This is a genomic window from Clostridium muellerianum, assembly GCF_012926525.1.
GTDB classification, from domain to species: Bacteria; Bacillota; Clostridia; order Clostridiales; family Clostridiaceae; genus Clostridium_AM; species Clostridium_AM muellerianum.
This window is the reverse complement of record NZ_JABBNI010000014.1, coordinates 258,692-272,602: the sequence shown is the minus strand read 5'-3', so window position 1 is coordinate 272,602 and position 13,911 is coordinate 258,692. Positions and strand designations below refer to the sequence as shown.

Annotated in this window: 8 protein-coding genes; all 8 read left to right on the top strand. The window is 27.7% G+C overall.

Features of this window, described 5'->3' with window-relative positions; translation table 11 throughout:
* Positions 1-96: 96 nt before the first annotated feature.
* The 8 genes from HBE96_RS08590 to HBE96_RS08555 all read left to right on the top strand — a co-directional run bounded on the left by HBE96_RS08590 (position 97) and on the right by HBE96_RS08555 (position 13,789).
* Positions 97-3,093, top strand: a complete 2,997-nt coding sequence (locus HBE96_RS08590) for a helicase C-terminal domain-containing protein (protein WP_169297350.1) — start codon at positions 97-99, stop codon at positions 3,091-3,093.
* A gap of 152 nt (positions 3,094-3,245) precedes the next feature.
* Positions 3,246-4,526, top strand: coding sequence for a S8 family serine peptidase (locus tag HBE96_RS25970; protein ID WP_206154862.1), 1,281 nt, complete (start codon positions 3,246-3,248; stop codon positions 4,524-4,526).
* Between the two features lie 298 nt (positions 4,527-4,824).
* Positions 4,825-5,421 carry a DUF6033 family protein gene (locus tag HBE96_RS08580; protein ID WP_169297349.1) on the top strand — a complete coding sequence of 199 codons (597 nt, stop codon included), beginning with the start codon at positions 4,825-4,827 and terminating at the stop codon, positions 5,419-5,421.
* A 590-nt stretch (positions 5,422-6,011) separates the two neighbouring features.
* Entirely contained in the window at positions 6,012-7,700 is a 1,689-nt protein-coding gene (locus HBE96_RS08575) for a methyl-accepting chemotaxis protein (protein ID WP_169297348.1), read from the top strand.
* Positions 7,701-7,855: 155 nt separating this feature from the next.
* Positions 7,856-11,230 (top strand): CPBP family intramembrane glutamic endopeptidase, encoded by a 3,375-nt coding sequence (locus HBE96_RS08570; RefSeq protein WP_169297347.1) that lies wholly within the window; start codon positions 7,856-7,858, stop codon positions 11,228-11,230.
* Positions 11,231-11,964: 734 nt separating this feature from the next.
* Entirely contained in the window at positions 11,965-12,330 is a 366-nt protein-coding gene (locus HBE96_RS08565) for a GntR family transcriptional regulator (protein ID WP_169297346.1), read from the top strand.
* Between the two features lie 3 nt (positions 12,331-12,333).
* Positions 12,334-13,038, top strand: coding sequence for an ABC transporter ATP-binding protein (locus tag HBE96_RS08560; protein WP_169297345.1), 705 nt, complete (start codon positions 12,334-12,336; stop codon positions 13,036-13,038).
* Entirely contained in the window at positions 13,031-13,789 is a 759-nt protein-coding gene (locus HBE96_RS08555; RefSeq protein ID WP_169297344.1) for a hypothetical protein, read from the top strand. The genes HBE96_RS08560 and HBE96_RS08555 overlap by 8 nt, the downstream gene beginning before the upstream one ends.
* The last annotated feature ends 122 nt before the right edge of the window (positions 13,790-13,911 follow it).

The window sequence follows — 13,911 nt, the reverse complement described above, 5'->3', positions numbered from 1 at the left end:
ATTAAATTAAAGAATAATATATGTTATAATACCCTTAGATTTTATGCTAATGTTATAAGTAAGTATAATAGTTAACTTATTTATCAAGGAGAAGATATGAAACCATACAGTATACTAAATAATTTAATATTTTTACATATAGAGATCAAAGGTAATGATGACAAAATCATAAGAATTTGTGCTGTTAAAATAAGGAATAATGTTGTTACAAAGTTTAACATTTTAGTTAATCCAAATAAATTAGTAGAATTAAGTATTTCAGATCTTTTAAGTGGAATTACACAAAAAGAACTAGATAGTGCTCTGCAGTTAAAAGATGGGATTAAGAAACTAATATACTTTATTGAAGATTTTCCAGTAGTCTCTTACAATAAAGAATTTGAAAAAAATCTTCTTAAGATACATAATGAATTTTTAGATTTAATAGAACTTATTGCAATTCTATTTCCAGAGCTTAGGTCCTTTGATCTTCAATATTTATTAAAGAAGTTTATTCCTGGTTATGAGAGCGAACATTGCAGGGGTCTTAGTTATGTGGAAGATATAATACTTATGGTTAATTATGCAATAAGCAACTTCTATTGTGAAAATGGTTATTCAATGCCTATGAGTATTACAGAACTGGAATGGTGGAGCTGGTATAAGCATCTTGCAAAGGTAAATATGAAGGATGTAAAATACTTCATAGAAAATAGAACTATTGAATTTAAGAAGAAAGTTATTGAGCCATATCCTGTTTTTGCACTGAAGGATTATGAAAAACTTTTTGAACATAAACAAATCTGGAGAAGAAATGGAAGGAGCTATACCTTAAGACCACAGCAGAGGGATGCATCAAAATTTATAAGAGAAGGACTGGAAAAAGGCAAAATTACAATAATGGAAGCACCAACGGGATTGGGAAAAAGCATGGCTTATTTGCTTCCAGCTTCCATATATACATATGTCAAAGAAGAAAAGGTTATTATATCTACTAACACGAAAGGATTACAAAATCAGCTGGTTGAGAAAGATATTCCTAATCTTTTAGAAGCATTAAATTTGAAAAGAGATGTAAATTATACTTTAATCAAAGGAAAAGGCAATTATCTCTGTTTTGACAGGTTTGGGGATATAGAATATCCCAAAGATATGAAAACTCTCATTGGTTATGTTTATTTAAAAAGGCTTATGAGAGAAAAGGGTATTGGAGAGGTAGAGGAAATAAGCACTGTTATAAGAGAGAAGTTTAATTTGGATTTTTTGATAAATCAGTGTAATTGTGATTCAGAGCTTTGCGATGTGGGAGTTTGTAAGTATAAAGATCAGTGTTATTACGCAGCAAGGGTTGAATTGCTAAAGGAATCACAGCTTATTGTTGTAAATCATTCCTTACTATTAAAATGGCCATACAAAACTATTGTTCAGCTTGAAAATATTGTGGTGGATGAAGCACATAATCTTACTCAGGAAGCCTATGATGCTTTTGAAAATGCTCTGGTTTCTTATGAATTTGAAAGATATCTAAAAGAAATATATAACAGCGAAGAAAAAAGTGGATACTTATATTATTTATCAAGAAGAACTAAAAAGGACACTTTACCTTTAAGTGACATAGAGTCATGGATAAAGCAGTGCATAAATCAAATGTTGAATATTAAGGCTGCATTTGAAAATTATATATATACTAGCGGCATAAGTAAGGATTACAACATAAAAGATCATTTAAATAAAAATAATCCTAAGATAGCAGGAGTAATAAAATATTTAGAGTATCTTAAAGAAGATTTAGGTAGCTTAAATATAAATTTAGAGAAGGCAGTTATTGTTTTAAAGGATATATCTAACCTCCAAAAAGATAAAAGACTTAAAATATTAATAGAAAAAGTGGAAGGTATAAATGGATATAGCAGACTTTTGGAAAGTTTGATAAATCAAAATGAAGAAGGGTATTGTTTTTACTTTGAAGTAGATAAATTTTTTAAGTGGTGGAAGATATCTAGTATTCCCTTAGATGTATCTGGTGCTTTTTATGAAAAAGTCTTAAGTAGCGCTAAGAGTTGTGTTTTTGTATCTGCAACTTTAAGTTCAGATAATGGTTACAATAATTTAAAAAATACTTTAGGAATAAATATTGCAAAGTCTCAAAACAAAGAAATAGTAGAGGTTCCTCCTATAAAACCTGTGTTTGACTATAAAGGTAAGAGTGCAATTTATGCTGTGGAGAATATTGATCCTAATGATATAGATGCTTTTTCAGAAGAAATGAAAAAGTTTGTTATAGAGCTTTTATCTAATGTTGAAGGCAATATTATTATTCTTTTTACCAGTAGAAAAAGGCTTCATGCCTTTAAGGAGGAGGCTTTAGAAAATTTAAAGGCTTTAGGAGTAAGTGTTGTAGACGGAAAAAAGGATATAGAAAAATTAAAATCTAGAGAGGAAAGATATATTTTGCTGGGATCAAAGGGATATTTTGAAGGAATAGATATTCCAGGAGATACTATGACTACAGTAATTTTAGATAAAGTGCCTAATATTAATAGTAAGGAACCATTTTATAAATCTTTAATAGAAAATCAAGTAGAAAGAGGAAAAAGCTATTGGCATGCTTATGCAAGGGTGAATTTTCCCATTGTTTCCATAGACCTAAAGCAGATTTATGGAAGAATTATAAGAACTGAATATGATTATGGTGCCTTATTTATTATGAGCAAGTTTGACAGCAGTAATCCTACTGTAAAAAAGCTTGAAAGTCAGCTTCACAATGTTCCCATTATAAGGAAAGATGAAAATGAAATCTTTAAAGATTTAAAGATAAGGGTAGCAAGGTGGAAACAAATAAATCTTTACAAGATAATGAAGGAGGTTAAGCCTTCTTTGAAAAAAGCTATTTTGAAGCAAAAAGTGATTAAAAATAATATGTCATTAAAAGAAATTGAGGAGATTATAAATGAATTTATATCTTTAGAGTATAAAAAAAGAAATTTAAAATATGATGTGGATATTTCCTTAGTTAATGAATTGAACATTTATATTAATGGTAAAGTGCTAAAGTTAAATACAACAAATAGAGAAAAAATAACTCAATATTTTAAGGATATTATAAAAGTTTAAGGAGAAGGAAAAGTCAGCCTTCTCTTTTCTATTTAGTGGAATTTAAAACTTTATTGACAAGTTTGGATTACAATGGTAATATTAAAGTATGGATTACAATTGTAATCCATGCTAAAAATAATGTGAAAAATAAATAGTTTAGGGGGTAAAGCATGTTAGAAAGTATTAAAAAACTTAGTTTTAAAAAGAAGATACTTTTTCTTATTATCATTATTATAGGAGTATTTTTAATATTTGCTTTCAATTTTCCACTAACCCAATATACTGATTATAAGGTAAATGGAAATAGTGGAATAGCTAGATTACCTGAGGCTTCAGGTTATGGAAGAGGGAAGCTTAAAAAACTTCCTAAATATGATGAAAACTCAAAAAAAGGTTGGCAGGTAGATTTAAGAAGCTATGATTTATCAGAACTTAATGTTAAGGATAATTTAAAAGATTTAATGCATGCAGATTTTGATAGTAAGACAAAATGGCCTTCTGATATGCCAAAAGGCTTTGATGCTCAAGGAATTATGGAAATGGGAAAGAATCCGGGATTAAATATAAGAAAGCTTCATGAAAAAGGAATAACCGGAAAAGGAGTAAGCATGGCTATTATTGATCAAACTCTTTTAACTGATCATAAAGAATATAAAGACAGATTAAAGTTTTATGAAGAAATTCACAATCCTAAAGAAAATAATGCACAGATGCATGGACCAGCGGTTGCTTCAATTGCAGTAGGTAAGAATGTGGGAGTTGCACCAGAAGCAGATTTGTACTATATTGCTGAAACTCATGGAAAATTTACTTTAAGCAGCATGTTAGGTGAGTTTCCTTTTGATTTTAAATATTTAGCCAAATCTATAGATAGAATTATAGAAATAAATAAAACTCTGCCAAAAGAAAGAAAGATAAGAGTTATTTCTATGTCAATAGGATGGAGTGAAAATCAAAAAGGGTATAAAGAAATAGATGAAGCAGTAAAAAGAGCTAAAAATGAAGGAATATTAGTAGTTTCCACAAGTTTTGATAAATATTATGGATTAGATTTTTGGGGTCTTGGAAGAGAAAATACGAAAAATCCAGATGACTTTAAAAGTTATGAACCAGGAATATTCTGGAAGAGTATGTTTTTTAAAGATAATAAAAAATTTGATATAGAAAAGAATTTTATGGTACCAATGGACAGCAGGTGTACTGCATCTCCTACTGGAAAATCAGATTATGTATTTTACAAACAGGGTGGACTTAGTTGGACAGTTCCTTATGTAGCAGGTTTATATACTTTATGCTGTCAGGTAAATCCCAATATAACCCCAGAAAAGTTTTTGAAAGCAGTAATGGATACAGGTGATATAGTTCAAATTGGTAAACAGGGTAAAGAATATAAATTAGGCAAAATAATAAATCCAGAAAAGATTGTGGAAAAGGTGTCTTTACAAAAATAAAATAAATCACTATATCAAAGTCTTATAGAAAAGGTTGAAATCTTTATGAAAGCTTGAAAAACCTATGGAAAATATCATTTAAAATTGTAAATTAAGATTAGGTATGTTTTGATATATAATATGCAAGGCTTTTCGTTCTATGTTTTCTAAAATCTTTGAATATATTTTAAGATTTGATAAAGTGCTATTTAAAAGATATTTGGAATTATAATATATGGAAAACCATTAAGTTGAAGAAGATGAATCCGATAACAATACAGGAAGTACTTTACTGAAATGCATAGAAAGGATGAATAATATGTCAATTGAAATTGGAAGTAGTTATAATCGCTACTATACACAAATATCAAATAACTCTATGAATAATTCAAATAAAATTGTAGATAACAATACAATAAATAATTCAGCTAAAACAGTTTCAAAAGATGAATATTTTAATAATCTTTGTAATAAATATCCTGGCGTTAATATTAATATGAGTGATTCATATTTATTTAATAAGAATGGAACAACAACCTTTAATGTTTCTCCAAAGTATGTAGAAAAAGCAATGAAGGACCCAAAAGCAGCTGAAAATTTAAATAGATTGTTAAATTTAGCACCATCATTTCCTCAATATCTTAGTACACATAAGTACATGCCTGATGGTAAAGAAATAACTGATGTAAGCTTTGTAATAGACGAAAATGGTGGGGTTAGTTGTAATTGTAAATACAAAGAGAAAAAATCTAAGGATACGGATGAACTAAGTGATGTGGAAAAAATACGTAGAAAGAAACTAAAAGAACTAAGAGAAGAAAAGTCAAAAATCACTAAACAACAGAAGGCATATTATAATAATTCATCTAGAATTTTTGATATTGCTGACATAAATCTTATTAGTACGAGAATGTAATTTTGTTTAAATTTAAAGTTTTTATTTAAGAGTCCATGTTTGTAAAAAACAAGCTAAGCGTATATTAACATTATGGTTTAAATCATTACCAAGTTAAAGTAATAGTATTATGAAAAGATATTCTTTGTTGTTAATGATGAGTTATTATATTTAAAAAATAGAATATCAGATTATGAAAACAGGTGTGATCAATGTAATTGATTGCACCTATTTAATTATGTTTTAATATGTTAAATGTATGGAGTACCTGAAACTAAAAATTGCCTATTATAGTGTAGAAACTAAGGTATTAATAAAAATAAAACATTACCTTTTTAATATAATAATGAGTATTTGAACTATTAAAATAAAAGAAAGAGAAGTTTGGAAATAGAGATTTTAGGGTAGATGAATATTATGTAAGTGTAGTAGGAGTGAATTAAGAAATAACAATATCTATTTACCACATAGAGCTATTTAAGCTATAATGTACTTATAGCACTAAAAAGTTACTAAGTTTTCAAATGGCTATAATAACATTTGTCATTTGAAAGTCAAACAATTTTTTACAAATATAATTTATGTAGAATAAGTACTTAGGAGGAATTAGTATGAATTTAAAAATAAGATCAAAATTAATTTTAGCATTTGGAGTCATTCTATTAAGCTTTTTGTTAAATATTGTGATTAGTATCAATTTTTTGAGTAATAATGATAAAAGCATAAGTAAAGTAAAAGATTTTACATATAGGGAATTACAATATTCATCTAAAATAAATGTATCAGTAATACAAATACAACAGTTTCTATCAGATGCTTCTGCAACTAAAAATGTGGATAGTCTTAAAGAAGCCGAAAAATATAAATTGACCTTTAAGGATTCTTTGAACAAACTTCAAAATATGGATCCTAGTATTAAAGATAAAACTGAAAAGATAGATAAAGATTTCGATGAATTTTATGAACTTGGTGTGAATATGGCAAATGTTTATATGAAAGAGGGGACCGATAAAGGAAATACACTGATGGATAAATTTGATCCAATGGCATCTAATTTATCTGTTGAAATTAATACATTAAATAATACTGCTGAGAATTCTATGAATTTAGATTTGAGAAATGTACAGAATATTATGGGCAAAAATAAGGGATTTTCAATAGCACTTGGAACTTTTTCATTAATTTTAGCTATTATAGTTATAATGCTGCTACAAGCTAGTATATTAAACCCAATTAATAACATGTTTGTTATACTTAAAGATATAGAAAACGGCCAGGGCGATTTGACTAAAAGGATAACTATAAAATCTAATGATGAGATAGGTACAATGGCTAAATCTTTTAACAATTTTATGGACAAGTTAGTTAACATGATAGAAAATATAAAAGAGAATTCTATTCTTGTATCAAAAAGTTCTGAAGTCTTAAATAGTGGAGCTGAAAAAGGTATAGAGAGTATAAGGGAAATAAATGAAAACATGATGGAATTAGATAATGGAAGTGAAAATATCTCTCACTCAGTAGGTCAGGTTGCTGCAAGCTCTTCTAATATTGCAGAGTCAGTACAAATTACAGCTGAAGATGTTGAAAATATAAGTATTCTGACAGAAGAAATTAACAATATTGCTTTGGACAGTAGTGAGTTTGTAAAGATTACTAAGGATGAAATGAATAAAATTGAAAATATTTCTTCAGCAAATATGGCTATAAATGAGAAATTAGGTATTAAGGCAGAAGAAATTAAAAATATAATTAATACTATTAAATCAATATCAGATCAAACTAATTTGTTAGCTTTAAATGCTTCAATAGAGGCTAGTAGAGCAGGAGAACAGGGAAAAGGTTTTGCAGTAGTGGCTGAAGAAATAAGAAATCTTTCTGAAAGTAATAATGAATCTTCTAAAAATATTGAAAATATAATAGAGGGTATAAATAAAATGATAAAAAACACGATAGATGCAGCAGCGCAAGAAGCAGATAATATTAAAAAGGGAAGTAGAATGGTTGAAGATGTAGTTGTTCATATTGAAAAGATTGTACAAGGTATAAACAACGTAAATAGTAAAATTCAAAGTATAGCTGCAGCAGCACAGGAGCAAAGTGCTTCAGTGGAGGAACTTAAAACAACTATGGAAACTGTAAATAGTAGTAATTTAGAGATGTCCGCTGAAATAAAGGCTATATCTAGTGGTGTTCAAGGACAGACAGATGTAATGTCGGAATTTGCTCAAATGGCTGAAGATCTAAGTAATTCATCAAATCAATTGAATAATTTAGTAGATAAGTTTAAAATTAAGTAGAAAGTTTTAATTATTAAAAAAGGTTTGCTTTTTTCAAGCAGCCTTTTTTAAATTAAAAAAATTTAAGGTTAAAGAAAGGTAAACGAAATAATAATCATGTAAAATAGTAGTAAATAATATTATTTACAATAATAGTGAAGGAGATGGGGAAACGCGTGAAAATTAATACATGGAAAAAGGTTGGAGGACTAATTTTATTCTCTATAATAGCAGCACTTTTTTTTACTTTTGCACCAAATGCTCAAGAAGATTTAGATTTTAATGTAAAAATGAATAAAAATCAAGCTATAAATGAAACAAAAAAACTTGCAGAAAAATATGGTTGGGAACTAAAAAATTCTAGAGAAACTGCTTCTTTTTCTTTAGATGAGAAAGCTCAAACATATTATGAACTTAAAGTTGGAGATTCCCATAAATTAAATTCTTTAATAAAAAAAGAAGACGGATACATACCAGCTGTTTGGACAGTTAGTATTATACCAAAGGGAGGAAATGAAAAAGTTGATGTATACTTTACACCTTCAGGAAAGGTTTATGGATTTTATAAAAGCGTACTTGATGATGTAAAGGGAGTGTCTTTAAGTGAAAATACTGCTGAAACTATTGCTGAAAAGCAAGCAGTAGAAAATTGGAATTTAAACTTAAAAGAATATAAATTAATAGATAAATCACAAAAAATACAAAGTAATGGAAGAGCAGATTATATTTTTAACTATAAAAGAAATGTAAATATAGGAGAAGCAAAAGATAAAGTAGAATTACAAATTAAGGGAGATAAATTAGTTAAAGTCCAACACTATCTTGATATACCTGAAAGTTTTACCAGAAACTATGAACAGCAAAGAAGTTATAATGATAATATTGCCAATACTTCATCTTTTATATTTTACATACTAATTTTTGTAGTTGGATTCTTTTGTTTCTTCTACTTGAATAGAAGAAAAATGATAACATGGAAAAATCCATTGATTTTTGTGATATTTTTAATTTTTATGACATTTATAAATGGAATTTTTAATATGAATCAGGATTTGACCTATATGGATACTACATATTTGACTCCAACCTTATTTTATATGGTAAAAATATTTATATCACTAATTATAGGTATTTTAACAGGTGTGTTTACTTTTATTTCTATATGTGTAGGTGAAGGACTATATAAAAAAGCATTTCCTAATCATCCAAATTTTTGGAAGATGATTTCTATAAGAAATTTTGGATCATGGCAGTTTTTAAATAGAGTAATTATTGCATATTTATTTGTTATATTAATGCTTATGTATGAAACTATATTTTATGGAACAATGAATCATCTTCCTGGATGGTGGCAGCCGGCTTCTATGGTAATAGATCCTAATATACAAGAAAATTGGTTTGCATGGACAGGAGGTTTTGCACAAGCCCTTAATGCAGGAGTTTTTGAAGAATTTGCATTTAGAGCAATGCCTATTTGTCTTGGAGTTTTAATAGGAAAAAAATATAATAAACCAAAATTATGCATAATAACAGCATTTGTATTTGAAATATTAGTATTTAGTGCTGCTCATGCTAATTATCCTGGATTTCCTGCATACGCAAGATTAGTGGAACTTTTAATTGTAGCTTTAGGTTTCGGATTAATATTCTATTTTTTTGGTATTATATCAGGAATAATAGCTCACTTTACTTATGATTTTATACTTATGACTATGATGATTATGACAACATCAGGTAAACCTCTTATATATCAAAAAATTCTAATAGTAATTATTGTGATTTTACCATTAGCCCTAGCTGTATATGGAAGAATTAAAAATGGATTCTGGATAGATATAGAAGAAGATGTGTATAATGCTGCAAATATAGAAGAATATGTAGAAGAATCAAATGAAAATAGTAGAGAAATTATTGAAAATCCTATTGTCGATAATGAGGAAAGTGAAACTAATAAAATAAAAAACTGGACTGAATCAAAGAAAAAGAATAGGATAATTACTGCAATTACAGTGTTTTTTACTATTGTATCTATAATTGCATTATTTACAATTCATTCAGCAATACCACAATTTAATATTGAACGAGCTGAAGCAGAAAGTTTAGCTAAGATGGAGCTTCAAAAGGAAGGCTTTAAACTTTCTGGCGATTGGAAAGTCATAAGTAATGTAGAAGTTAAAGATATATATGATAATGATGATGAAATATTTGTTTCTCAAGATTTTATTAGAAAAGAAGGAAGAGATAAATACAAATCCTTAATAGGGAATTACATAAATCTCTTTAAATGGAAAGTGAGATTTGTAAAATTTACTGGGGATATAAATGAAAGAGCTGAGGAGTTTCAAGTTACAGTTATTGATAAGAAACATAATATAAATGTTAAGCATATTCTCCCTAAAAATAGAAAAGGAGAAAATCTTACTAAAGAAAAAGCTGAAAAACTGCTTTATGATTTTATAGAAAATAAATATGGACTGAAAAAAGCAGATTTAAAAGAAATTTCAGCAAAAGAAAATAAATTGGATAATCGTATTGATTGGTCATTTACTTTAGAAGATAAAACTACCAAGCTTAAGGTTTATAAGCCTGAAATAAATGCAGTAGTTTCTGGCAGTGAAATACTTCAAATAGATAAAACACTGCAAATTTCTGATAGTGCGAAAAGCCAAATGGTAAAAAAGTATGCCTGGATAATAGCTGTTGTAGCGATACTAGCTTTAGCATTTATTATACCAATAATATGGATAGGAATAAAAGCTGTAATTGCTTGGAGCAAAAAACAAATATCGAAACCTATATTTTTTAAGCTATTTTTAATACTTTTAACATTAAATATAATGTCCTTATTTTTAAATATGCCAGAAAAGCAGATGCTTTTTTCTACTACTAGTTCCTTTAGATCCCAGATAATAACTTCTACAGCAGCAGGTATATTGGGAAAAGTAATTGTATCATTTATAGAAGTATCAATAATAGCATATTCAAAGAGTTTTTATAGAAAACCTTCAAAACACAGCTATTTTAATGTTATGTTGATTTTTTCTATTACGCTTCTCATATTTTTTATTGGAACTATATTTACTGGAAGGAATGTGATGGAAGTAGATAATTCTATTTATTGTTCACTAGGAACTTTAAATAAGTTTTTGGGACAATTAATCTATATGTGTACTTCTTATATAGGAAAAATGGCTTTATTTTTAGCCATAGTTATAGCTGTTAAGAATGCTAAAAGTAAATATACTAAAATAGCTTTAGCTATTTTACTCATGGTACCTTATGGAATAGTAAGTTCATTTAGTTCTCCATCTATAATAATGCTTATATTTTCATTATTAGGAGGAGTAATTTATATTTTACTTTATAAGTATTTGTTCCAATATGATGTTGCTCTTACTGCTGTTTTTATTGGATTAGGTTATATATTAGGTAATATTAAAGGAATTGCGTTAAATCAGTATCCTACTTTAAATGTAAGTGTTGTACTTTCTTTAATAGTTACAAGTTTTTTAATTGTATATACTTATAAACTTTTAGAAAAAGAATTTTAGAAAGTTCACATTGTAAAAATAATGTGACGCAAGTAACCGAAGAAACGTTAAGCTGTATTACGGTTGATATATGTTGTGCAGGAACACTCGCTTCATTTAAGAAGTTCTAATGCCTGAGATATAAAAAAATGCCTACCTCCTCAAATGTGACCTCCTGTCACTTTCGGAGCTTTTGCCGTCCTGGCAAAAATTACGGCATTTTTCAATATCTCAAGCATAAGAACTTCTAAAATTTGCTCGAATGTTCCTGCACAACATATATCAGTCTTCATACAGCTTAACGTTTCTTCTTACTTCAGTCTACATATATACTATTATTCCTATTATCTATCTTAAAAGCGCAGCTTTCATAATAATTATTTTTATCTATATATTTTAAGTTAGTTATTCTAATCACAACTTAAGGTTCAGGCTGTAAGTAGTAAGTTTATTTCTAGTTTTAGATATATATGTTATATAGTGCTCTATTTGATCCTTTTCAATCCTCGCAATTCTATTATACCAAAAGAAATATTTTTTGCTTTATGTGTCTATCCTGAAGGCTTCCGCCTAAGTTTTTAAGGGCTAAATTATAAAACTATCAATATTAATATGTACAACTGAAGTTAAAATCCAAACTTGCAATATGCTTTTTTTCTGAGCTTATCACAAAAAATTTACTGTTGACTACCATATAGTTTTAGTGTACTATTTAAATACAACACTAAAACATTAAAACATAAGGAGGTAAGATAATGGATATTAAATTTGATGATAAGCTTCCTATATATGTTCAAATAATGAATAGTATAAAAAAGGATATAGTTTCAGAAAGTTTAAAACCAGGAGACAAATTACCATCGGTAAGAGAAATGTCATCAAAATTTAAAGTAAATCCTAATACACTTCAGAGGGTTTATCAAGAATTAGAAAGACAAAATATAACTTATACTCAGAGAGGGACTGGTACCTTTGTAAAGGAGGATATAGCAATGGTAAGCAATCTAAAAAAAGGTATGGCAAAGGAAATGATAGATGGTTTTATAAATGGAATGAAGAACTTAGGATTTAGTAAAGAAGAAATAGTAAAAATAATCCAGGATAAATTGCAGGAGGAATAAATTATGGAAGATTTTATTTTAAAAGCTAGTAATATTGAAAAAAGTTATTTTAGTAAAAGAGCGTTAAATGGAATAAATTTAGAAGTTAAAAAAGGAAAAATAGTGGGACTTTTAGGACCTAATGGTAGTGGTAAAACTACTTTTTTAAAAATAGCTGCAGGTATTTTAAGACAGAGCAGTGGAGAAATAGTTATAGGTGGTCATAAACCGGGTATACAGACAAAAGCTATAGTATCATACCTGCCTGATAAGGATTATTTATTTAAATGGATGAAGATTAAGGATGCAATAGAGTTTTTTAATAGCTTTTATAAGGATTTTGATAAAGATAAGGCTATGGAGCTTTTAGAATTTATGAATTTAGATGCAAATTCTAAAATTACATCTCTTTCAAAAGGCATGACTGAAAAATTATATTTAACACTTACTTTGTCTAGAAAAGCAAAGCTATACATATTGGATGAGCCTTTAGGAGGGGTAGATCCTACTACAAGGGAAAAAATACTAGATGCTATACTTAATAATTACAGCGAGGATAGTTCTATGATTATTACTACTCACCTGGTAAATGATATTGAAAGGTTATTTGATGATGTAGCTTTTATATCTAAAGGTGAAATAGTTTTAAGTGGCAATGCTGAAGAATTTAGAAATGAAAAGGGAATGTCCATAGATGAACTATACAGGGAGGTATTTAAAGATGCTTAATCTAATAAAATATGAATTAAAAGGTTATACTAAAGAAATTATTATAAGCCTTGGTGTAATTATTATACTTAATTTGATGCTTCTTACAAGAATAAAAGTATGGGAAGATGGAGTCATAGTTTTTTTATCATATATGATAACTTGTGCTACTTCTATTTCAGTTTTTATATGGAATATAAGTTTATTTAGTAGAGACATATATAAGGACAGTGGGTATTTACTATTTACTCTTCCGGAAACTGGTTATTCAATTTTAGGATCAAAACTTTTGACATCTTTAATTCAAAGTATAGTAATGGGAGCAGTGGCTATTCTTTTTAACTTCATAATATTTACTCAAATTACAAGTGATTGGAAAGGAATTTTATCAAAAATTTCAGAAGTTGTTAGCCCAGGTTTTATTATGTTTACTGTTGTAAGCGCTGTAGTATATATGCTCTATTTTTTAACTACAGTATATTTTTCAATATCATTAAGTAAAGTGGCAATTAGAAATAAAAAGTTAGGAAAATTAGGTGCTTTCGGAATATTTGTTGTTCTTTCAATTATAGTAAGTGAATTTTTATCTACAATATCTAAAATTTTTCCTGAAACTTTTAGTGTAGATATAGTTTCATCTAAATTACAAAATACTATGTATGGAATGCATGGAGTTGATGTTAATATGGCATCTTTAATTTTTCAAGCTATATTATTTATAGTTCTTTTCATAGCAACTTCTTATATTTTAGAAAATAAGATAGATCTATAATTTTATGATATTAAAAACAGTACACAAAATATAAGTACTGTTTCTATTTTTTTATTTTGCATCTTTACATACAAAATATTATGTAAAGTAAATTAAAAGTAAACAATTTATATTAAACTATA

Bases quoted from the DNA above. Each gene is read 5' to 3' on its own strand.
- HBE96_RS08590 (WP_169297350.1), top strand. From the start codon at position 97: ATGAAACCATACAGTATACTAAATAATTTAATATTTTTACATATAGAG.
- HBE96_RS25970 (WP_206154862.1), top strand. From the start codon at position 3,246: ATGTTAGAAAGTATTAAAAAACTTAGTTTTAAAAAGAAGATACTTTTT.
- HBE96_RS08580 (WP_169297349.1), top strand. From the start codon at position 4,825: ATGTCAATTGAAATTGGAAGTAGTTATAATCGCTACTATACACAAATA.
- HBE96_RS08575 (WP_169297348.1), top strand. From the start codon at position 6,012: ATGAATTTAAAAATAAGATCAAAATTAATTTTAGCATTTGGAGTCATT.
- HBE96_RS08565 (WP_169297346.1), top strand. From the start codon at position 11,965: ATGGATATTAAATTTGATGATAAGCTTCCTATATATGTTCAAATAATG.
- HBE96_RS08560 (WP_169297345.1), top strand. From the start codon at position 12,334: ATGGAAGATTTTATTTTAAAAGCTAGTAATATTGAAAAAAGTTATTTT.
- HBE96_RS08555 (WP_169297344.1), top strand. From the start codon at position 13,031: ATGCTTAATCTAATAAAATATGAATTAAAAGGTTATACTAAAGAAATT.